16 protein-coding genes are annotated in these 21949 nt (G+C 70.7%); 12 read left to right on the plus strand and 4 right to left on the minus strand.

Going from position 1 to position 21949, the window contains the following annotated elements; translation table 11 throughout:
* Window positions 1-41: 41 nt before the first annotated feature.
* Window positions 42-1928 carry an acyl-CoA dehydrogenase gene (locus ACIA73_RS04025; protein ID WP_399436659.1) on the minus strand — a complete coding sequence of 629 codons (1887 nt, stop codon included), beginning with the start codon at window positions 1926-1928 and terminating at the stop codon, window positions 42-44.
* A gap of 406 nt (window positions 1929-2334) precedes the next feature.
* On the opposite strand from ACIA73_RS04025, the gene ACIA73_RS04030 reads away from it, so the two are divergent.
* From ACIA73_RS04030 to ACIA73_RS04050, 5 genes are all read left to right on the plus strand, one after another.
* Window positions 2335-3036 (plus strand): ScbR family autoregulator-binding transcription factor, encoded by a 702-nt coding sequence (locus tag ACIA73_RS04030; protein WP_399436660.1) that lies wholly within the window; start codon window positions 2335-2337, stop codon window positions 3034-3036.
* Window positions 3037-3128: 92 nt separating this feature from the next.
* Window positions 3129-4358 carry a cytochrome P450 gene (locus ACIA73_RS04035; protein WP_399436661.1) on the plus strand — a complete coding sequence of 410 codons (1230 nt, stop codon included), beginning with the start codon at window positions 3129-3131 and terminating at the stop codon, window positions 4356-4358.
* A 139-nt stretch (window positions 4359-4497) separates the two neighbouring features.
* The gene (locus tag ACIA73_RS04040) at window positions 4498-5124 is read left to right on the plus strand and encodes a ScbR family autoregulator-binding transcription factor (RefSeq protein WP_399436662.1); all 627 of its coding nucleotides are present in this window, start codon (window positions 4498-4500) and stop codon (window positions 5122-5124) included.
* Window positions 5125-5386: 262 nt separating this feature from the next.
* The gene (locus tag ACIA73_RS04045) at window positions 5387-6211 is read left to right on the plus strand and encodes a BTAD domain-containing putative transcriptional regulator (protein ID WP_399436663.1); all 825 of its coding nucleotides are present in this window, start codon (window positions 5387-5389) and stop codon (window positions 6209-6211) included.
* Window positions 6211-6888, plus strand: a complete 678-nt coding sequence (locus ACIA73_RS04050; protein WP_399436664.1) for a ScbR family autoregulator-binding transcription factor — start codon at window positions 6211-6213, stop codon at window positions 6886-6888. Before ACIA73_RS04045 ends, ACIA73_RS04050 begins: the two co-directional genes overlap by 1 nt.
* 287 nt (window positions 6889-7175) lie before the next feature.
* Here ACIA73_RS04050 and ACIA73_RS04055 read toward each other — a convergent pair whose 3' ends face one another.
* A complete protein-coding gene (locus tag ACIA73_RS04055; RefSeq protein ID WP_399436771.1) occupies window positions 7176-8711 on the minus strand; it encodes a hypothetical protein in 1536 nt (511 codons plus the stop codon).
* Between the two features lie 284 nt (window positions 8712-8995).
* Between ACIA73_RS04055 and ACIA73_RS04060 the strand changes: the two genes are divergently transcribed.
* Complete coding sequence (locus tag ACIA73_RS04060) at window positions 8996-9622, plus strand: class I SAM-dependent methyltransferase (RefSeq protein ID WP_399436665.1); 627 nt, start codon at window positions 8996-8998, stop codon at window positions 9620-9622.
* Window positions 9623-9857: 235 nt separating this feature from the next.
* On the opposite strand, the gene ACIA73_RS04065 is transcribed toward ACIA73_RS04060, so the two are convergent.
* Window positions 9858-11495: a penicillin-binding transpeptidase domain-containing protein gene (locus tag ACIA73_RS04065; RefSeq protein WP_399436666.1), complete on the minus strand. Its 1638-nt coding sequence runs from the start codon at window positions 11493-11495 to the stop codon at window positions 9858-9860.
* Between the two features lie 337 nt (window positions 11496-11832).
* Here ACIA73_RS04065 and ACIA73_RS04070 point away from each other — a divergent pair, with 337 nt between their 5' ends.
* From ACIA73_RS04070 to ACIA73_RS04090, 5 genes are all read left to right on the plus strand, one after another.
* Window positions 11833-13206, plus strand: a complete 1374-nt coding sequence (locus ACIA73_RS04070; RefSeq protein ID WP_399436667.1) for an MFS transporter — start codon at window positions 11833-11835, stop codon at window positions 13204-13206.
* Window positions 13207-13343: 137 nt separating this feature from the next.
* Complete coding sequence (locus tag ACIA73_RS04075; protein ID WP_399436668.1) at window positions 13344-14204, plus strand: shikimate dehydrogenase; 861 nt, start codon at window positions 13344-13346, stop codon at window positions 14202-14204.
* A 12-nt stretch (window positions 14205-14216) separates the two neighbouring features.
* Window positions 14217-16028: a bifunctional sugar phosphate isomerase/epimerase/4-hydroxyphenylpyruvate dioxygenase family protein gene (locus ACIA73_RS04080; RefSeq protein ID WP_399436669.1), complete on the plus strand. Its 1812-nt coding sequence runs from the start codon at window positions 14217-14219 to the stop codon at window positions 16026-16028.
* A 108-nt stretch (window positions 16029-16136) separates the two neighbouring features.
* Window positions 16137-16823, plus strand: a complete 687-nt coding sequence (locus ACIA73_RS04085) for a TetR/AcrR family transcriptional regulator (RefSeq protein ID WP_399436670.1) — start codon at window positions 16137-16139, stop codon at window positions 16821-16823.
* A 48-nt stretch (window positions 16824-16871) separates the two neighbouring features.
* Window positions 16872-17885, plus strand: coding sequence for a LacI family DNA-binding transcriptional regulator (locus ACIA73_RS04090; RefSeq protein ID WP_399436671.1), 1014 nt, complete (start codon window positions 16872-16874; stop codon window positions 17883-17885).
* Window positions 17886-17998: 113 nt separating this feature from the next.
* Here ACIA73_RS04090 and yicI read toward each other — a convergent pair whose 3' ends face one another.
* Window positions 17999-20227 carry an alpha-xylosidase gene (gene yicI, locus ACIA73_RS04095; protein ID WP_399436672.1) on the minus strand — a complete coding sequence of 743 codons (2229 nt, stop codon included), beginning with the start codon at window positions 20225-20227 and terminating at the stop codon, window positions 17999-18001.
* A gap of 442 nt (window positions 20228-20669) precedes the next feature.
* Here yicI and ACIA73_RS04100 point away from each other — a divergent pair, with 442 nt between their 5' ends.
* A complete protein-coding gene (locus ACIA73_RS04100) occupies window positions 20670-21935 on the plus strand; it encodes an ABC transporter substrate-binding protein (RefSeq protein WP_399436673.1) in 1266 nt (421 codons plus the stop codon).
* Window positions 21936-21949 lie beyond the last annotated feature (14 nt).

The raw sequence follows: 21949 nt of genomic DNA on the forward strand, positions 1-21949 counted from the left end.
GGGCAAGGTTCGGACACCGGCCCTCAATGGGACACCGGCTCTCAGAAGGAGGCGAACACGTCCTCCGGGTCGACGCCCGGCACCAGCCGGTCGAAGTCGGCGATGTACGTCTCGTTGGCCAGCGGAATCGACGCCAGATAGCCCTCGGGCAGCGCGAACGCGTCGACCAGCGTCCGCATGTGCGGCGCCAGCTCGGCGATCAGCGCGTCCACGGTCTCCGGCAGCGCCCGCACCTGGGCGGCCGACATGTGGTCCTCGGCGAGCAGATCACCGGTGTGCGGGGTGACGCGCTGGAGCAGGAAGAGCCGGCACAGCTTCTCCAGGAGGCTGCGGGCCCCGGGCTCGGTGGCCTGTTCGACCGCCGCCAGGAAGGCGTCGGCGGCCTCGACGTGGGCGTGCGCGCCCACGACCTGGAGCGCGGGCGACGACGCGGCGTTCCAGCGGTCGAGAGGGTTGCCCCTGGGGCCACCGCGCAGCGCCTTGCGGGCGCGGGCCTGCCACTGGATCTCGGTCCTGGCGAGCAGGTCGCGCAGGAAGCCCAGGTCCGACAACTGCCCCACGTTCAGGGTCTCTTCGGGCCTCTCTCGCGGAGCCGGGCGGCTCTCGAAGAGCAGCTCGGAGGCGGCCTTGAGCCAGATGACGAGGTTGTCGCCCTCGGCGGTGACCGCGCCCTCCAGATTGAGCGGGAACTCGGAGAGCCCGTTGACGGCGAACAGGCCCTGGGCGCCGCAGCGCTCGCGGCACTCGACGGTGATCCGCCGGGCCTGCCAGGTGACCCAGCCCTTGGTGACCGCGACCTGCCGCTCGGCAGCCGCACGGTCCTCCTCGTGGCAGTCGGTCCAGCGGGCGAGGGTGGAGCGGTGCAGGAACGTCATGGCGTACGCGTCCGCCAGACCGGAGACCAGCGGCGCGTGGTGGCTGCGGTGCGCGGTCAGCGGCACCCGCTCGTTCGCCTTGGGGCCGCCGATGAAGCGGTGGTGGGCGTAGCGGACCGCGAGGGCGAGCGCCGCGCGGGTGACACCCGTACCGGCCGCGCTCATGCACATCTTGCCCGCGGTGACCCGGCCTATGGAGTGCAGGAACCGCTTGCGCTGACTGCCGAAGCTGCTGCGTACGGCGCCCAGTTCGTCCTCCAGACGCCGCTGTTTGGTCTCCAGCAGGGCCTCGCGCGGCAGCCGCACCCGGTCGAAGGAGGTGAGGCAGTGGTCCACGGGGCTGCCGGTGCGCTCGGGAAGCCGGCGGACCGTGACGCCCGGCAGCAACCCGGAGACGTCGCTGAGCGGGGTGAGGAAGAGGAAGATCCCCTGGTCCGTGCCGTCCACCAGGAGGCGGGCAGCCACGACGGCGCTCTTGGGGCCGCCCAGGGTGCTGGTGTTCGGCATGAACTTCTGCGCGCCGGGGTTCGGGGTGTTGAGGACGAACCCCCCGTTCTCCCGGTCGAGTTCGGCCGTCGTGCCGAGGCTGACGGCGTCGTTGCCGTGCGCCAGCTCGGTGCACAGGAACGTGCCGGTGCGCAGCAGTGAGGTGAACTCCGTGAGATCGCGTTCGCCGTCGGGGTCGTGGTCGATCAGGCTGCCGAGGAAGAGGTTGTAGTGGATCCCCGCCAGCGTGCCGAGCGCGCCGTCCACCACCCCGGTCCACTCGTGCATGCTCGCCAGCAGCCGTGGATCGCGGGCCAGTTCGGTGGCGTCGTCGACAACGGAGTTCACCACGCGCAGCCGGTCGTAGGAGAGCCGCACGCGTTCCGCCGGGGCGAGCCCGGGGCGGTGGGTGAACTCCTCGGAGGCTATGAGCCTGCTCCAGGTGCCGTGGACGCGTTCGCGGTCGTCGCCGTCGAAGAGCAGGGAGGTCAGGTCGGCGACGGTCGGGTCGGTGCACGGCGCATCGGTGCACGGCGAATCGGTGGAAGGCGCATCGGTGGAAGGCACTGCCGTGGTCAGGGGCTTCGGAAGGTGGAGGGACCCCGTGGGGCGAGGGGCTTCCTTTTGAAACGTCAGCAAGGTCATGGCCTCTCCGCAAGGTTGCTGATCACTGGGAAGCAGTCGCCCATAAGATACTTACCGACCGGTTTTATTTACAAGGTCGATTGGCGACGCACTCTCTGCGGTGATCGATCATATAGGCGGCCTGTGGGGCTGGATCGACCAATTTGCCCATTTTGGCAGGCCTGTTGTGTCCCGTCGGACCCCGGAACAAAAAACCGGTCAGAAGGTTTTGTTGTACGCTGGGCCCGCAACGGTGAGGGCTGTCGGGGGGCGCGTTGACAACATACGGACCCGACGGTTTCTTTTACCTGTCTCCGTCGGCAGCCCGAGTGAGTGGAAGAGGCCAGACATGGTGCGGCAGGAACGAGCCGTCCGTACGCGAGAGGCGATCCTCGTCGCGGCGGCCAAGGTCTTCGACGAGGTCGGCTACAAGGCGGCGACCATCAGCCAGATCCTCGAAAAGTCCGGGCAGTCCAAGGGCGCCCTCTACTTCCACTTCCAGTCCAAGGAAGAGCTGGCCCAGGCGGTGCTGTCCAATCAGCTCGCAGCGGTGCCCGAGGTGGAGGACGAGGGGATCGTCCTCCAGAGGGTGGTGGACGAGTCCCTGCTGCTCGCCCATCTCCTGCGCTCCGGTGACCCGTTGGTCCGCGGCAGCATCCGCCTCACCATCGACCGGGGCACGATGCGCGACGAACTGGACCGCAAGGTGCCCATGCAGGCATGGGTCGACCGGGGCGTCGAACTCTTCGAGGCGGCCAAGGAGAACGGGGAGGTCTTCGCGCACACGGACGTCGAGTCCGTCGCGCGGATGTTCGTCAGTGGCTTCACCGGGGTGCAGATGCTCTCCAGCATCCTCACCGGGCACGAGGACATCACGGAGCGGGTGGCCGAGCTCCACCAGCACCTGATGACCGCCATCGCGGTCCCCAGCGTGCTCGTCCGGCTCGACTTCGCACCCGAGCGGGCCGAGCGGGTCCACGAGGCGGCGGTACGCCGGCGCGCCGAACGCGAGCAGGCCCGGGCGGCGGAACCGGCTGCCGCCGGCGTGTAGTTGGGCCGGGTACGCCGCGCCCGGCGGACGCGACCCCGGTGAAGTGTGACATGCACATGTAACTGTTGACCGACGTCGGACGAGGTGTACTGATGACCATGACCTGCCCCTACGCACTGGACGCCACAGGCAGCGATCTCGACGGAGAGGCCGCGATGCTCCGCGCGCAGGGCCCCGCCGTAGAGGTGCTGCTGCCCGGCGGGGTCCGGACCTGGGCCGTGACCGCACACCGGTACGTGAAGAGACTCACCGCCGACCCGAGAGTGTCCAAGGACGCCCGGCACTGGCCCGACTTCGCCGAGGGCTGGATAACCGAGGAGTGGCCGCTCTACTACTGGGTCGCGGCGGAGAACATGCTCTTCGCGTACGGCGAGCGGCACGCGCGCCTGCGCCGCCTTGTCGCCCCCGCGTTCACCGCGCGCCGCACCGAGGCGCTCCGGCCCGAGATCGAGAAGGTCGTCGCCGAGCTCATCGACGGCCTGCGGGCCCTGCCCGCGGGGCAAGTGACCGATCTGCGCGCCGAGTTCACCAAGATGCTGCCCATGCGGGTGATCTGCGCCCTGTTCGGCGTCCCTGCCGACCGGACGGCCGCCCTGTGCGCCGAGGTGGATGTCACCTTCAACACCGTGGCCACGCCCGAGGAGACCTCCCGGGCCCAGATGAACGTCTTCCGGATGCTCTCCGAACTGGTCACCCTCAAGCGCGCCGAGCCGGGGGACGACCTCACCTCCGTACTGATCGCGGCGCAGGACCACGGAGACTCGCTCACCGAGGCGGAACTGCTCGGCACGCTCAACCTGATGATCGCGGCCGGCGCGGAGTCCACCGTCCACCTGGTCGGCAATTCGGTCGCCGCCCTGCTCGACCGCCCCGACCAGCTGGAGCTGGTCCGCTCGGGCCGAGCCGCCTGGTCCGACGTGATCGCCGAGACCCTGCGCATCCAGAGCCCCTCGGCGTACGTGCCGCTGCGCTACGCCGTGGAGGACATCGACCTCGACGGTGTGCAGATCAAGCAGGGGGACACGATCCTCCTCAACTTCGGTGCTCCGGGCATCGATCCCGACCGGTACGGCCAGGACGCGGCCGAGTTCGACCTGCTGCGCACCGACCGCCGGGAACTGCTCGGCTTCGGGCACGGGGCCCACTTCTGCCTGGGTGCCCCCCTGGCGCGCCTGGAGGCGGAGATAGCGCTGGCGGCCCTCTTCGATGCGTTCCCCGACCTGGCGGCGGCAACGCCGCGGGCCGACCTGGAGCAACTCCCGTCCTTCATCGTCAACGGCTACACCGCACTCCCTGTTCACCTGGGCACACCGGCGGCCTGAGAGCCCGCGTCCGAACCGGCCCGGCCCCCCGCCCGAGCCTCTCCGGGCCCGGGGGCTCTGCGCCGTTGCGAGTCATGAGTGAGCGGCCGGCCGGCTTCCGGGAGCCCGCCGGCCGCCCCGCGCAGTCAGGAGACATGTGATGGTCAAGCAGGAGAGAGCCGCCCGCACCAGACAGGCGTTGATCCGGGCTGCCGCCGAAGTGTTCGCCGAGGAGGGTTTCGCGCCTGCCTCGCTCACCCGGATCAGCAGCCTGGCCGGGGTCAGCAACGGTGCCCTGCACTTCCACTTCGAGACCAAGCTGGCCCTCGCCGAAGCGGTACAGGGGGAGGCCTCGGCGCGGGTGATGCAGGTGACCGCCACGGCCGAGTCGGGGGGCGCCGACGGGCTGCGGGCTCTGGTCGACGCCACCCACTGCCTGCTGTCCCTGCTGGCCGACGACATGGTCGTACGGGCCGGACTCGGCCTGTCCGGGGTGCCGTTGACGGCCGATGAGGTGGATCTGCGGGCGTACTGGCAGCAGTGGATCGAGGCCGTGCTGGAGCGGGCTCACCGCGAGGGCGCACTCGCCGAGGGGGTTTCGCCGGAGCAGGCGGCGTCCGCCGTCATGGCGGCCACCGTGGGGTTCGCGGTGCTGGGCTGCCGGGACACGGAGTGGCTCTCGGAGCGGACGGTCGCCGGGTACTGGGAGCTGATGGTGCCCCGGCTGATCCAGGGAACCGGCGAGGAGATCTCCCACAGTGCCGGTGAGTGCCGGGGAGCCGGTTAAAAAGTAGACTGACTGTGCGGTTTTAGCGTCCAGTCCGGAAGGGTAGCGCTGGCGGATGGGTCATCGCTGCCGTCGGTCTTGAGGCAACATACCCGAAATTATGGTGTGTTGGGGTCGTGTTGTCCCTTGCTCAACCAAAAACAGGGCACACGGTTCGATATTGACAAACCGTCCGACCGGTTTTTATTTTGGAGTGTGCCGAGAGCCGACCGACCTGCTGGGCCGGGGGACTGATCGCTCTTGCGTGCGTAGGGGAGACGACATGGATATCTCAGTACTGGGCGGACTCGCCGTCCGGGAGAACGGAGTCTCGGTCACGCCGTCGGCGCCCAAGCCGCGGCAGGTGCTCGCGCTCCTGGCCCTCCGCGCGGACCAGGTGGTCCCGGTGGCGACGCTGGCGGAGGAGTTGTGGGGGCAGACGCCGCCGCGCAGTGCCCGCGCCACCCTCCAGACGTACGTGCTCCAGCTGCGGGAGCTGATCACCGTCGCGCTCGCGGCCGACCCCGAGGATGCCCCGCCCCGTACGGCCAAGGACGTGCTCGTCACCCTGCCCGGCGGCTACCGGCTGAACACCTTCGGCGGCAGCAGCGACGTCCGGGACTTCGGCCGGCTGGCCGGCATCGGCTACCGGGAGATGGACGCGGACGACTTCGCCACCGCCGCCCAGCGCCTGCGCGAGGCCCTCGCGCTGTGGACCGGCGCCGCGCTCGCCGACGTACGCACCGGGAGCCAACTCGCGCTGGAGACGCGGAGGCTGGAGGAGACCCGGTTGTGCGCCCTGGACCAGCGCATCGAGGCCGACCTGCGCCTGGGACGTCACCGCGAACTGCTCGGCGAACTGACCGTGCTGGTCAGCCGCCACCGCACCCACGAGACCCTGCACGGCCAGTTCATGCTGGCCCTGCACCGCTCCGGGCGCCGCACCGAGGCGCTGGAGGCCTACCAGCGCCTGCGGCGCGCCCTGATCGACGAACGCGGCCTGGAGCCCTCCCCGGGACTGCGCAGGCTCCAGCAGTCGATCCTGCGGGAGACCTCGTCGCACGCGGCCCCGGTCGGCGGCCGCCAGCGGCTCATCGGCGTGCACTGATGCAATCCAGGTCGGAGCGCAGCCGCCGCGCGCTGTTACGGGCCGGCGCGCAGATCATCAACCGGGACGGCTACGCGCAGGCGAATCTGGGCCGGATCGCCGGAGCCGCGGGCATGAGCAAGGGGGCGCTGTACTTCCACTTCGCCTCCAAGCAGGGGCTGGCCGAAGCGGTGCAGGAACACGGCCGTGCCGTGCTGCGGGAGTTCGCCGAGGCACTGGGCAGCGGTGGCGGATCGCCCGTCCAGGCGCTCATCGACCTGACGCACTGGCTGGCCCGGACCCTGCACGAGGACGAGGTGGTCCGAGCGGGATTCCGTCTCACCCACGAGCGCGGCGGCCGACGGCCGTCGGACACCGACTTCCACCAGGCCTGCACCCATGAGGCGCTCCGCCTGCTGGGCCGCGCCCGCGCCGCCGGAGAGCTCCGCACCGGCACGCCGCCGGGCGGCCTCGGTCCGGAGAACCTCGTCACCGTGACCCTCTGCGGCATCGCGGCCCTCGCGACCACCGGCCTGTGGCACACCGAACTCACCCGCCGGGTCACCGAGTTGTGGACCCCGCTGCTCGCCACGCTCGTACCGCCCGGGGACGAGGTCCGCTACCGCACCGCGCCCCCGCGCCCGGCCCTCACCATGCCGCACCAGCCGCTCCCCGCCGGGGAGTGCTCACCGCTCTGAGAGCCTGTGTCTAAACCCCGGCCGGGCGCCCGCCGCCTGGCACGCACGCTCGCGGCGTTGCCGAAATGCCCTAGTAGCTCCCTCCCCGAGCTCTCAACTTCGTTCGAGCAGGGGAGACCCCAGCGAGGACCTTCCAGCGCCTTGCGATCGCACGCACCAGACGACGTTCGCTGATCCGACCGGGGTTTAGACACAGGCTCTGAAGTGAAGCCCGGGCCCTGGGAGCGCCCCCAAGGTGAGCCGCCCCCCGGGGTGAGCCGCTCCCGGGGCCCGGAACGGCAGCGCCCCTACACGGTGTCGCGCACCGCCACCAGTCCGTTGAAGACACCCGCGTACGCGGTGCCGTCGGGGCCGATGGTGATCGGCGCCCAGTTGTTGTCGTAGCCGATGCCCGTGCCGGTGAGCTGCTTCCACTTGCGCTTGCCGGTGCGGAAGTCGACAGCGGTCAGGTACCAGGCGTCGACGCCCAGGCTGTTGCGGTCCTTCTCGTAGAAGTAGAGGAGGCCATTGGCGGTCGACAGCTTGGGCACGGTCGACGGGGAGCGGATGTCGCTCTCCCAGACGACGTCGCAGCCGCTGCCGTCGTCCCGTACGTCGATGCGGGTGACCCCGCCCACGACCGTACGGCCGAAGGTGAGCGAGGTGATGTTCTCGTAGCCGTAGTTGTTCTCGACGACGAGGCTGTTGCCCCAGCTGATCAGGGAGTTGTCGGTGGTCGACGCTCCTGACCCGAAGACCGGTACCTCGCAGACGAGCCGGCTCTCGTCGGGGACGGCGTCCTCCCGCCGGTAGACCAGGACGTGCATGCGGTCGTCGGCGTTGTCGGTGATGGCGACGTACTTCTTGCCGTTGCTGCCGAAAAGGTCGGGTGTGGTGCCCGAACCCTGGTTCACGGAGCCGGGCTTGGTGCCGGTGCCGCGGTCGTAGGTCTGCCGCCAGACGGCACGCGGCGTGCCGTCGGCCGCCGCGCGGAACGTGTAGAGGGCGTGGTCGGTGACGATCGAGACGCCGTCCTCCGCGATCGAGAAGGAGTTCTGGATCTCCTCTCCCGTCAGCCGGACCGAGCGGATCGCGCCGGTCGCGGGATCGACGGTTCCGACGCGGCCCTGCCGGGTCACCCACCAGATGCGGCCCGCCCAGTCCGGCATGACCGAGGTGACCGGGTCGCAGACACCACTGGGGAACAGATTGGTCCAGCTCACGCAGTCGTGCGGGACCTGTGCGGTGAGGTCCCAGTCGTCGGTGACCCGGAACCGCCAACCGCCGTCGGCGGTCTGCTCGTGCGTGAGGCGCAGGATGTGCTGGCGGGAGTCCGCGAGCACCAAGCGGTCCTCGTTGTCGAGATAGGAGTAGGCGCCGCCCGAGGTGTCCTTGAAGATCTTGGAGAAGTCGAGGGTGGTGAGGGCCTCGACCGTCGAGGAACGCTGCGGCAGCTTGTACTCGGCGAGCGTGGCCATCGACTTCGGTTCCAGGAGCTTCACCAGGAAGCCGCTGAACGTGCCGCAGACGGTGACGATGCGCCCCGCCCTGTCGAAGGTGACGGTCGCGCACTCGCCGCCGAGCGCGGCCATCTTCTCGCTGCTCACCCCGGGCCGCTTGCCGAGGGGGCCGGACCAGGGATAGGTGCCGCTGCCCCCGGCGTCGCCGTGCATCCCGCTGCGGCCGTTGGCGGCGAGAAAGGGGTGCTGCGCCGGGGGCTCGCCGGGAACGGGCGCGGCAATCGCCGGCGCGCCGTCGTACTCCTTGACGAGCCGGTGGCCCGGTGCCTTGGGGATCTCGTCCGCGTACACCGGACCTGCGACGAGAACCGCCGCCGCGGCCATGACCAGTACCAAGGTGCTGCTGAGCGGTCTGCGGAACATCGGGCTCCTTGTCGTACGCCTGCGGGTTCAGGCACAGGCTCCGAGCGGACGGGGTTGCGCGCCGACGGCCGAGAGTAGGGCCGGTTGCTTGAAGCGTCCATGGCAAGTAAGGCGTGTTCACGGGGGTTCACGAGAATTCAACATCCCCCTGTGCGCCGCATCTGTGATCATGAACAGGACGATGCCGTCGAGCGCACCCCTGCCCGTCGGCCGGGGGCGAGATCGCAAGAAAGGGATGCCGGACATTGCCCGAGCAACAAGACCGATGGGCGGAACTCACCGCGGGACAGGCCGGAGAGGACTACGCCCGACGATTCGCGCGGCTCGCCGCATCGGGCCACGATGTCCACGGCGAGGCCTCCTTCTGCACCGCCCTGCTGGAGCCCGCGGCGCGCGTGCTCGACGCCGGCTGCGGCACCGGCCGGATCGCGATCCGGCTCGCCGAGCTGGGCCACCGCTGCACCGGCGTGGACGTCGACTCCTCGATGCTCGCCGTCGCCCGCCGCGAGGCCCCCGCGCAGGAGTGGCTCCTGGGCGACCTGGCCCGGCTGGACACCCTCGGTCTGGATCCGGGCTTCGACCTGGCGCTCGCGGCCGGAAACGTCATCCCCCTGCTGGCCCCCGGCACCGAAGCGAACGTCGTCCGGCAGCTGGCTTCCGCACTGCGTCCCGGCGGACTGCTGGTCACGGGCATGGGACTGGACGCGGCACACCTGCCGTTGCCGGAGCCGCCGGTCACCCTGGCGGAGTTCGACGACTGGTGCACCCGGGCCGGACTCACCCTGCGGCAGCGCTACTCCACCTGGAGCGCGGATCCCTATGAGGACGGCTGCGGCTACGCCGTGAGCGTGCACGCGCGTTCCGACGTGTGAGCCGTGCCCCGGCCCGGTCAAGGAGTAAGGCGTGTGAGCCCTGCCCCGGCCCGGTCAGGGGCGGCACCGTTGGCGCGGGGCGGTGCGCGTACGCCTCTGGCTGCCCCCGCCCGGCAGCCGGAAGTGACGCCCCCTCAGATGCTCTACGGTCCGCCGGCTCACCGGACCTCACCGCCCGCGAACGCCTGGCCGCCCCCCGCCCGTACCCCGTCCGCCCCCGCTCACCCGCCCCCGCTCACCGGCCCCCCTCGACCGCCCTGAGGACCGCCCCCACGAGTGGGCCCGCGGATTCGCCGCCCCGGCCGCCCCGCTGCATCACGGCCGCCGCCGCGACGTCGCCGTGCCAGGCGGCGAACCAGCCGTTCGGCTTCTTCTGGCCGATGACCTCCGCGGACCCGGTCTTCGCGCCGACGTCGCCGCGCAGCCCCTGCATGGAACCGGCCGCCGAACCGGCGGTCGCCGTCGTGTGGAGCAGGTCCTTCAACTGCTGGTGCGCTGCGGGGGCGAGAGTCCGCCGCGCCGTGGCGAGGGTGCGCCCGCCGAGCGACGGCGCGACGAGGTAGGGCTGCTTGAACCGGCCGGTCCGGGCGGTGGAGACCACCGACGCCATGGTCAGCGGGTTCATCCGCACCTGCCCCTGGCCGATCAGCGCCGCCGCCTTCGACGCGGCGTGCTCCACGGGTACGTTCCCGGCGAACGCGGGCACGCCGACGGACCACTTCTCGCCGATCCCGAAGACGTCCCTGGCCTGCCGGGACAGCGAGTCGTCCGTGACCTTGCCCGCCTGCGAGATAAAGGCGGTGTTGCAGGACGCGGCGAAGCTCCTGCGGAACGTGCCGCCGGGAATGTCGAAGTCGTCGACGTTGTGGAACTGCCAGCCACCGTAGGAGAAGGTCTTCGGGCACGGGTGCGGCTTGTCGGACGCGGCCAGCCCCTTCTCCAGGAGCAGCGACCCGGTCACCATCTTCATGGTCGAGCCGGGCGCGAGCCGCCCCTCCAGAGCCGTGTTCGGTCCGCCGGTACGGGAGTTGGCGACCGCGAGGATCTCCCCGGTCGACGGTTTCAGCACCACGATCGAGGCGTCGGCACGCCGGGCGACCTCGCGCTCGGCGGCCTGCTGCACCCGTGCGTCGAGAGTGGTCCGCAACTGCACGGGAGCACCGGCGGCGACGGACACGAGGGTGGCGTCCGCCGGGGGCGCCGCGTCCTGGGTGGCGGAGGGCGGGGGTACGACGCGCAGTTCGACGCCCGGCCTGCCGCCGGCGGTCTTCCCCCACGCCCGCCGCAGACCGTCCACGACCGGGCCGAGAGAGGGATGCGCCCGCGTGTCCAGGGCCCGCCCGTCGCGATCCACCGCGTGCACCGCCGCGCCCGCGGTCTCCCGTACCGCCAGCTGCTTGCCCGGCCCCAGCCGCGGATGCAGCACCTGGGGCTCCCAGCGGACCACCGGCTCGCCGTCGTCGGCCCGTCTCACCACGGTGAGTGCGGAGTTGTACGACAGGGGCGCGCGGGCCCCCTCGTGGGCGAACTCCGCCTTCACCGAGAACGGCACCCGCGCTCCGGCCGGCGCACCCGCCCGGAACTCCCGCACCGCGAGGCGGGCACGCTCCCGGTAGTCCCGCAGCGCCGCGTCGGCCTTCGCTCCGCCGTCGGTAAGGACCGCCGCCTCCCCGGCATCGCCGGCCGCCCACGCCGCCAGGAACGCATCGGCCGCCGACCGTACCTCCTGCGCCGTCAACGGCCCGCTGCGCGCGGCCCGTTCGTCACCGGAGGCTGCCCAGACACCGACCCCCGCCGTTGCCAGCCCGAGCGAGGCCGCGCCCGCGATCCACAGATGCCGCTTCCTACGGGTGCCGTGCCGTTCGCCGCCCACGGGGCTGCCGCCCTTCCGCTGAGAGCCGTTGGGACACAGGCTCCGAGTTCATTGATACCGACCGTCCCACCCTAGGGCGGTGGAATCGCCGCCTCCCTGCGGGAGTGAGCCGTTCAGGGGCCTCGTTACGGCCGGATGTATTGACACTGCCTGGGGGGAGGGCGACCATCACCCCCAAGTTAATTAACTATCTAGTGCGTTAACTCTATGCGCGGGGTGTGCACCGCCCGCAACCCGTCGCGGCGTTCCCTCCACGGCGCCGCCCCCGTCCCTCCCGCAGTCCGTCTCCCACCCGTGGCTCCCACCCGTGGGTGGCCGCCCTCCCCGAGGAGTCCAGGTGTCCCCAAACCCGCAGGCCGACCAGGTGTCGGCCGACCCACCCCAGGGCAAGCCACGCAAGGCCGCGTTCGCCGCCTGGATCGGCAGTGCGCTGGAGTACTACGACTTCTTCATCTACGGAAGCGCCGCGGCGCTGGTCTTCCCCAAGGTGTTCTTCGACCCGGACGACCCGGCCACCGCCACCCTGATCTCCCTGGCGACCTTCGGCGTCGCGTACGCCGCCCGGCCCCTCGGGGCGGTAGTCCTCGGCCACTTCGGCGACCGGCTCGGCCGTCGCACGATCATGGTCTGGACGCTGGTCCTCATGGGACTGTCCACGTTCCTCATCGGTTGCCTCCCCACCTACGCGCAGGTCGGCACCATCGCTCCGGTACTCCTCGTGCTGATGCGGGTGTTCCAGGGGCTTTCCGCGGCCGGTGAGCAGGCCAGCGCGAACGCGATGACGCTGGAGCACGCGCCCGCACACCGGCGCGGTTTCTACACGAGCTTCACCCTCAACGGGACGCAGGCGGGCCAGCTCCTCGCGACCCTGGTGTTCATTCCGGTCGCGGCCCTGCCGGACGAGCAGCTGTACAGCTGGGGCTGGCGCGTTCCGTTCCTGCTGAGCGCCGTCGTCGCGGTCGCCGGATACGTCATCCGCCGCACCCTTGAGGAGACCCCCGTCTTCCAGCAGGCCTCCGCCGACCGGAAAGTGGCCAGGATGCCGCTGGCGGACCTGCTCAGGAACCACTGGGCCGACGTGCTGCGGGTGGTCGCGGCGGCGCTGATCGCGACGGTCAGCACGATCTTCTCCGTCTGGGCCCTCTCGTACGCCACCAGTGACGCGGTCGGTCTCGACAGGACGGACATGCTCTGGGTCGCCGGCACGGCCAACGCGGTGGCGCTGCTGGCCATCCCGCTCTGGGCCGGCCTCTCGGACCGGATCGGCCGCAGGCCCGTCTTCCTCGTCGGGGCGCTCGGCAGCGCGGGAATGATCTTCGTCTATCTGTGGGCGATCTCGACCGGCAGCTACCCGCTGACCTTCGTGACCGGAGTACTGCTCTTCGGTGTCGTCTACAGCGCGGCCAACGGCATCTGGCCCTCCCTCTACGGCGAGATGTTCCCCGCCAGGGTCCGCCTCTCCGGCATGGCCATCGGCACCCAGATCGGGTTCGCCATCGCCGGCTTCGCGGTGACCTTCGCGGCCCAGATCGACGGCCCCGACGGCGACAACTGGATCGGTGTCGCGATCTTCACCGCCGCCCTCTGCGCGATCTGCACGATCGCCGTGGCCACCGGCCGTGAGACGTACCGCGTGCCCACGGCCGAGCTCGGCCTGCGCCACGGAGGTCCGAACGAGACGACAGCGGTACGCGACTCCGTCACCCGCTGACCGCCCCCGACGCCCAGCCCCACCCACCTGACTCACTTCCCCCACCTGACCCCCTCCGCCCATCTGACCCACTCCACCTACCTGGCCCATCCCGCCCATCTGCCCCACCCCACCCAGCCGACCCACAGGAACCCTCGATGACCGCCTACCTCACCGGCCTGATCGGCTCCGGCATCGGCCCCTCCCTGAGCCCCGCCCTGCACGAACGCGAGGCGGACCGGCACGGTGTGCGCCTCGTCTACCGCACCCTCGACATCGACGTCATCGGCGTCGCGCCCGAGGCCGTCGGTGAGCTGGTGCGCGCCGCCGGACGCCTCGGCTTCGACGGGCTGAACATCACCCACCCCTGCAAACAGCTGGTCATCGAGCACCTGGACGAACTCGCCCCCGAGGCCGCCGAACTGGGCGCGGTGAACACCATCGTCTTCAGGGGCGGCCGCGCCATCGGGCACAACACCGACGTCACCGGTTTCGCCCGCTCCTTCGCGCGCGGCCTGGCCGACGCCCCCACCGATGACGTCGTGCAGCTCGGTGCGGGCGGGGCGGGCGCCGCGGTGGCCCACGCGCTGCTGAGACTCGGCGTCGGCCGGCTGACCCTGCTCGACGCCGACCCGGCACGCGCCGCCGTGCTCGCCGCCGTGCTGACCTCGCGTTTCGGGCCCGGCCGGGCACGGTCGGCGCCGACTGCCGGAGCGGCCGAGTGCCTTGCCGCCGCGGACGGGCTCGTCCACGCCACGCCGACCGGCATGGCCGCGCACCCCGGGCTGCCGCTGCCCGTCGCGCTGCTCAGGCCCGCACTGTGGGTGGCCGAGGTCGTCTACCGGCCACTGGAGACCGAACTGCTGCGCGAGGCCCGGGCGATCGGCTGCCGCACCCTCGACGGCGGTGGCATGGCCGTCTTCCAGGCGGCCGACTCCTTCCGGCTCTTCACCGGCCTTTCGCCGCACACCGGACCGATGCTCACCGACCTCGCCGATCTGGCCGCGCACCCGGCCTGACAGGAGCACACCATGCGCAAGTCCCTCGCCACCGTCTCGCTCAGCGGCCCGCTCTCCGAAAAGCTCACCGCCCTCGCCACCGCCGGATTCGACGGAGTGGAGATCTTCGAGAACGATCTCCTCGGCAGCCCGCTCAGCCCCGAGGAGGTACGGCTGCGCTGCGCCGACCTGGGCCTGAGCATTGACCTCTACCAGCCGTTCCGCGACTTCGAGGCCGTGCCCGCCGACACCCTCGCCCGCAATCTGCGGCGTGCGGAACGCAAGTTCGCCGTGATGGAACGCCTCGGCGCGGACCTGCTCCTGGTCTGCTCCAGCGTCGCCCCCGAATCCGTCGACGACGACGCACTCGCCGCCGGGCAACTACGGCTGCTCGCCGACCGGGCAGCGGCCCACGGCATCCGCATCGCTTACGAGGCGCTGGCCTGGGGCCGCCACGTCAGCACGTACGACCACGCCTGGAGGATCGTCGAACAGGCGGACCATCCGGCCCTCGGCACCTGCCTCGACAGCTTCCACATCCTCTCCCGCGGCTCCGACCCGAAGGGCATCGCGGACATCCCCGGCGAGAAGATCTTCTTCCTCCAGCTGGCGGACGCCCCGCTGATGACCCTGGACGTCCTCCAGTGGAGCCGGCACCACCGCTGCTTCCCCGGCCAGGGCGGCTTCGACGTCGCCGCTCTGGTGGCTGCCGCGGTACGAGCCGGATACCGGGGGCCGCTGTCGCTCGAAGTGTTCAACGACGTCTTCCGGCAGGCCGGGGCGGCCTCGACCGCCGTCGACGCGCTCCGCTCGCTGCTCCTGCTGGAGGAGTCGGCCGGACTGTCCGCGCCCCCCGCCGCGGCCGTTCCCTCCGGTTTCGCCTTCGCCGAGCTGAGCGCGGCGGACACCGAGCCGCTGCGCGGAGTCCTGGAGGCCCTCGGCTTCGCCCACACCGGACGGCACACCGGCAAACCGGTCGAACTGTGGGAACAGGGGGAGGCCCGGATCCTGCTCAACACCGGGGTCAGCGGCCGCCGTCAAGGTCCGGCGCTGACCGCCCTGGGCGTGGAGACCCCCGACCCGGACCGTGCCGCTCAGCGCGCCGAGAAGGTGCTGGCACCCGTCGTGCCGCGCCGCAGAGACCCGCTCGACGCACCACTGAACGCCGTTGCCGCCCCCGACGGCACGGAGGTCTTCTTCTGCCGCACCGAGCAGCCGGACCACCCCAGCTGGACCGGTGACTTCGCCGACGTCACGTCGCGCGCCCGGCTGCGGGAGCGCACGGAATCCCCCGGGGCCGTCCGCCGCATCGACCACATCGCCCTCACCCAGCCCTGGCACCAGTTCGATGAGGCGGTGCTGTTCCACCGGGGCGTGCTGGGCCTGGAGGCGGACGACAGCCTCGATCTGGCCGACCCCTACGGGCTGGTACGCAGCCGGGCCGTCGCATCCCCCGACGGCGGTGTACGGATCATCCTCAACGTCGCGCCGGCGCCGGACGCCGAGGACGCCCGCCTCCAGCACGTAGCGCTGGCGACGGACGACATCATCAGCGCCGTCCGGCGCGTCCGGCAGCGGGGTGTGGGCCTGCTGCCGATCCCCGCCAACTACTACGAGGACCTCGACGCCCGCTGCGAGCTGGAACCAGCGCGACTGGCCACGCTGAGCGAGCTGGGCATCCTCTACGACCGCGACGAGAGGGGGGAGTTCCTCCACTGCTACACCGCCACGGTCGGGCGGGTCTTCTTCGAGCTGGTGCAACGCACGGGCGGCTACCGGGGATACGGAGCCCAGAACGCGGCCGTACGCCTCGCCGCCCAGCACCTCCACCGGCACGGTGCATGACCCTCCTTCACCCCACAGGTCTTCAACCCCCTCCCACCAGCCACAAATCCCTCGAACGGCCCCGAGGCTAGACTGACCCGCGCCAGAAAGTCAGCCCTGAGGAGCCGCATGGCCGCCGCTGTCCCCCCGCCGTCCCCGCCCACCAAACGCACCAGGGACGCGGCCCGCACGCAGGCGGAAATCCTTGAGGTGGCCACCGAGGAGTTCGCCCGCCAGGGCTTCGCGGGGGCCAGGGTCGACGAGATCGCCGCGCGCATGCGGACCACGAAACGGATGATCTACTACTACTTCGGCAGCAAGGACCAGCTCTTCACCGCGGTCCTGGAGCGCGCGTACGCGGTCATCCGGCACGAGGAGCAGCAGCTCGACGTCGGGCACCTGGACCCGGTCTCCGCCATCCGCCGGCTGGCCGAGCTCACGTTCGACCACCACGAGGCACACCCGGCCTTCATCCGCCTCGTCAGCATCGAGAACATCCACGAGGCGAAGCACATCGGCGCTTCACCGGACCTCGCGTCCCTCAACTCCCCGGCGATCGACGTCATTGGCTCCATCCTCGTGGCCGGGCGCGAGCAGGGCGTGTTCACGGCCGAGGTGGACGCCGTCGACCTGCACGCGATGATCAGCTCGTTCTGCTTCTTCCGGGTCTCCAACCGGCACACCTTCCGCACGCTCTTCGGCCGCGACCTCACCGAGGCCGCCCGCCGCGACCACTACCGGACGATGCTGGGGGACATGGTCATCTCCTACCTGACCTCGGACCTCCCCTTCCTGGCCGCCTCGGATCAGCCGTAATCTACGCGGAGCGCGCTGTTGAAGCGCTTCATCAGATGGAGATTGACGATGGTCACCCTTGCCGAAGTCGCGAAGCACGCCGGAGTTTCCGCGAGCACGGTGAGTTACGTCCTCAGTGGCAAGCGGACCATCTCCGGGGTCACGAAGCAGCGGGTCGAGCGCAGCGTCCAGGAGCTGGGTTACCACCCCAACGCCGGGGCGAGGGCGTTGGCGAGCAGCCGGTCCAACATCATCGCGCTGATGATGCCGCTGCGCACGGACATGTACGTGCCGGTGATGATGGAGATCGCCGTCGGCGTCGCCACCCACGCACGCGAGCACGGATTCGACGTCCTGATGCTCACCGGGGAGGAGGGCCCGGAGGCCGTGCGGCGGGTGGTCGGCAGTGGTCTGGCGGACGCCATCATCCTGATGGACGTGGAGCTGGACGATGCCCGGCTGCCGCTGCTGAAGGAGAGCGGCCGTCCCGCGGTACTGATCGGCCTTCCCGCCCAAACAGCCGGATTCACCTGCGTCGACCTCGACTTCGCCGAGGCCGGGGCCCTGTGCGCGGAGCATCTCGGGCAGCTGGGACACCGTCAGATCGCCGTGATCGGCGAGGCGCCCGCGGTGTACGAGCGCAGGACCGGCTTCGCGGAGCGCACCCTCGTGGGACTGCGCGCGCGGGCACACACGCTGGGGCTGAGCGTGCTGCACCGCCCGTGCGAGGGCAGCTACGCCGCGCTGGCCGGGGCCCTGGGCCAGATCTTCGCCGAACGCCCCGACATCACGGGCTTCGTCGTGCAGAACGAGCAGGCGCTGGAACCCCTGCTGGGCCTGCTGCGCCAGAACCGGCGGGCGGTGCCCGAGGACATCTCGGTGGTCGCCCTCTGCCCGGAACAGGTGGCCCTCCAGGGCTCGGTCCGCCTGACCTCCGTCACCATCCCGGCCCGCGAGATGGCCCGCCGGGCGGTCGAACGCCTCGTCGCGAAGATCAACGGTGCGGACGGCGACGAGGTCGTCCTCCTGCCGCCCGAACTCGTGGTCCGCGCGAGCAGCGGACAGGCTCCTGCCGGGAACTGAGAGTCTCTCTCCGCCCCCTTGGTACGTCCTCGGGCCCCCGGCAGAACGCGGGCCCTCGCACAGCACGGAGACGGCGAGCCCCTCCCCGGGCCCGCCGTCCCACGGTCAGCCGCTCACAGCTCTCTGACCTGCGGTACCGCCTCCCCGTCGGGAGCCGCCACCGTCACCGTTCCGCTCTCGGCGTCCCTGGTCACCCGGTAGGTCACCCGCGTGCGGCCCGCGTGGTCCGGCAGGGTGACCGTCGCGGAACGCAGGCCGGGGGCGACCAGCAAAGTAAGGCCGTCGGCCCAGTCGCCGTCGGGGCGCTGGTCGTCGGCGCCGAACGGGAGCACCGCGCCCTCGCGGACGTACAGCGGCAGGCTGTCGAAGCCGTGGGTCTCGCGTCGCCAGCAGGGACCCTGCACCTGTGCGCCGGTCAGCAGGTGCGTCCAGACCCCTTCGGGGAGGTAGAACTCGACGTCGCCGTCCTCGGTGAAGACCGGGGCCACCAGCAGGTCGGGGCCGAGCATGTACTGCCGGTCGAGGGCCCGGGACGTCGGGTCCTGGGGGAACTCCAGCAGCATGGGCCGCATCAGGGGCACGCCCTCGCGGTGGGCCTCGGCAGCGGCACCGTACAGATACGGCATCAGGCGGTGTTTGAGGAGGGTGAACTTCCGTGTCACGTCCACCGCTTCGTCGCCGAACTCCCACGGCACCCGGTACGAACTGGAACCGTGCAGGCGGCTGTGCGAGGACAGCAGGCCGAAGGCCAGCCAGCGCTTGAAGACGGCCGCGTCGGGCGTCCCCTCGAAGCCGCCGATGTCGTGCGACCAGAAGCCGAAGCCGGACAGCGACAGGGAGAGCCCGCCGCGCAGCGACTCGGCCATCGCACCGAACGACGAGAAGCAGTCGCCGCCCCAGTGCACCGGGAACTGCTGGCCGCCCGCCGTCGCGGAGCGGGCGAACAGCACCGCCTCGCCGACGCCGCGCTCCTTCTGCAGCAGCTCGAAGACCACCCGGTTGTACAGGTGCGTGTAGTAGTTGTGCATGCGTTCCGGGTCGGAGCCGTCGTGCCACTGGACGTCGGTGGGGATGCGCTCGCCGAAGTCCGTCTTGAAGCAGTCGACACCCTGGTCGAGGAGGACCTTCAGTTTCTTCTGGAACCAGGCACAGGCCTTTGGGTTCGTGAAGTCGACCAGCCCCATGCCGGCCTGCCACAGGTCCCACTGCCAGATGTCGCCGTTCGGCCGCCGCACCAGATATCCGTACTGCGCGGCCTCGTCGAACAGGGCGGACTTCTGGGCGATGTACGGGTTGATCCAGACGGAGATCCGCAGGCCCCGCTCCTTGAGGCGGGCCAGCATGCCCACCGGGTCGGGGAAGACGTCCGGGTCCCAGGTGAAGTCCGACCACTGGTACTCGCGCATCCAGAAGCAGTCGAAGTGGAAGACGGAGAGGGGGAGGTCGCGCTCGGCCATGCCGTCGACGAAGGAGGTGACGGTCTCCTCGTCGTACTGCGTGGTGAACGACGTGGTCAGCCACAGGCCGAAGGACCAGGCCGGCGGAAGGGCGGGGCGGCCGGTCAGCGCGGTGTAGCGACGCAGCACGTCCTTGGGGGTGGGGCCGGCGACGACGTAGTACGTGAGGGTCTGGTCCTCGACGCTGAACTGCAACTGGCCGACCGATTCGGAGCCGACCTCGTAGCCGACCCTGCCGGGGTGGTCGACGAACACTCCGTACGCGCCTGCGGGGGAGAGGTGCAGGCTGAACGGCACGTTCTTGTACGCCTGTTCGCTGCTGGTGCCGCCGTCGGCCTGCCACATGTCGACGACCTGGCCGTTCTTGACGAACGGGGTGAAGTGTTCGCCGAGGCCGTAGACCTGCTCGCCCACGCCGAGGGCGAGTTGTACGGCCATGTGGTGTGCGCCGTCGGCGGTGGTCACGAAGGCCGTGCCCTTGCGGCCCGCCCGGGTCACCTCGCGTCCGGCGGCGTCGCGGAAGGACAGCGACCAGGGTGCGGCGGTGTCCAGCTGGACGGACAGGGCACCGCTCTGCAACTGGACGACGCTGCCTTCCCGGTGCACCTGCCCGGCGGAGGAGTGCGAGCCGGGCAGGGCGAAGTCGGGGCCGGGGTGCCGCTTGCCCGCGTGGTGGGTGATGCGGACACCGATGACGCCCTCGGCGGGTGAGAAGCAATCGGCCGTCAGGAGAGGCGAGTTGAGGGTGCTGCCACGGCGCTCGACGCGCTGGACGGCGGCGTACGCGGTGAAGCGATCGGTGCCGGCGCGGATGTCTCGGGCCTCGGTGGCGTACGAGGCGTCGACCCCGTCGCGCATCAGCCAGAAGCCGTCGGTGAACTTCATGATTTTCCCAGGGGAGCAGGAGTGGTTCGGGTCAGCAGGGCGGGTGACGGTGGCGGGGGAGACGTCGCCCGGCCTCGCACGTGGTGCCGCGCCCAGGTCATTTGAGCGCAAGGAAAACAAAAGAGCAAGAGTGGAAGCGGCAGAATGTCGAAGCGCTTCGACACGCCTTCTTCTAGGGGTTACAGAGACTTCCGGGAGCAATCTGGGCCGAGAGGTCTAGCGCTTCGACGCGTCATGGCGTATTAGTCATCTCTGTAAACAAACCACCCGGGAGACGTGGGGCCGGCGTCGGCGTACGGGCTGCCGGTCCACACCGCGACCGCCCGCTCACCCCCAGCCCGTACGGCGCAGGCCGAGCCGCACAGGACACCGCGCACACCCCCGGCGGAACACAGGCGTTCCGCCGGAACCGGCCACCCCTCCCAGGCAAGGGCAACCCATCGTGACAGCAGCACCCCCTCCGGACGTGCCGCGCGCCAGGCGCCGCCGTACCGGACGACGGGCCAAGGTCCCCTTCACCGTCGTCTCCGCACTCGTCGCGGGCGCCGCCCTCGCAGGCTGCGGCCAGCAGCGCGACGACGACGTCTTCACCGTCCTCAACTCGTCGACCGACGACTCCTACCACGGGTGGGACGCCGCCACGCTCGCGCGCTGCGGCAAGCAACTCGGCATCACCGTCGAGCAGCAGAGCGTCCCCGCCGCACAGGTGATGACCAAGTCGCTGCGGATGGCGTCCTCGAAGTCGCTCCCCGACGTCATCCAGTTCGACGCCTCCGAGATGCCGACCTTCGCCGAGGCGGGCGGCCTCGTCGACCTGCGCACCCTCGGCCTGTCCACCGAGAACGTTCCCCGGGGCATCGTCGACTTCGGCTCGTACAAGGGCACGTACTACGGCGCCGCGCGCACCGTGAACACCCTCGCCCTCTTCTACAACAAGGGCATCCTCGACGAGGCCGGCCTCCACGTGCCCACCACATGGGCCGAGATGAGGGAAAGCGCGAAGCAGCTCACCCGGGGCAAGCGGTACGGCATCGCCCTGAGCGCGGGCGGCGCCGAGGACGGCGTCTTCCAGTTCACCCCGTTCATGTGGTCCAACGGCGGTGACGAGCGGGACCTCGCCACCAGGAACGTCGCCGGGGCGCTCGACTACTGGAAGAGCCTCATCGACGACGGCTCACTGTCGAAATCGACCGTCAACTGGACCCAGGCCGACGTCAACGACCAGTTCATGGCCGGGAACGCGGCGATGATGATCAACGGCCCGTGGCAGGTGGAGACCCTCAACACCAAGAAGGACCTGCACTGGGAGATCGCGCAGATCCCGGTACCCGAGGCGGGCGACGACTCCGTCGGCCCCCTCGGCGGCACCGTACTCACCGTCCCCCGCACCGGTGACACCGCCCGGGAGAAGACCGCCGCGAAGATCGTCGGGTGCATGTCCTCGGAGCGGGAGCAGATCAGCTACGCGCGCAACAGCTGGATGGTCCCGGCGAACGAGAAGGCTGCCGCGACCTGGCGCAAGGAGGTGCCCGAGCTGGGCGCGCTCGCCGACCAGGTGGCCACCGCCCGCTCGCGCACCACGAAGGTCGGCGACCGATGGCCGTCGGTGTCACTTGCCCTGCAGAGCGCCTTCCAGTCCGCGCTCACCGGACAGCGCAGCGAGGCCGCGCTGAAGAAGGCGCAGCAGCGCGCGACGAGCGGGAACTGAGGGAAACCACGACC

Origin of the sequence: Streptomyces sp. NPDC051561, assembly GCF_044454195.1 — a bacterium.
Classification (GTDB): Bacteria; Actinomycetota; Actinomycetes; order Streptomycetales; family Streptomycetaceae; genus Streptomyces.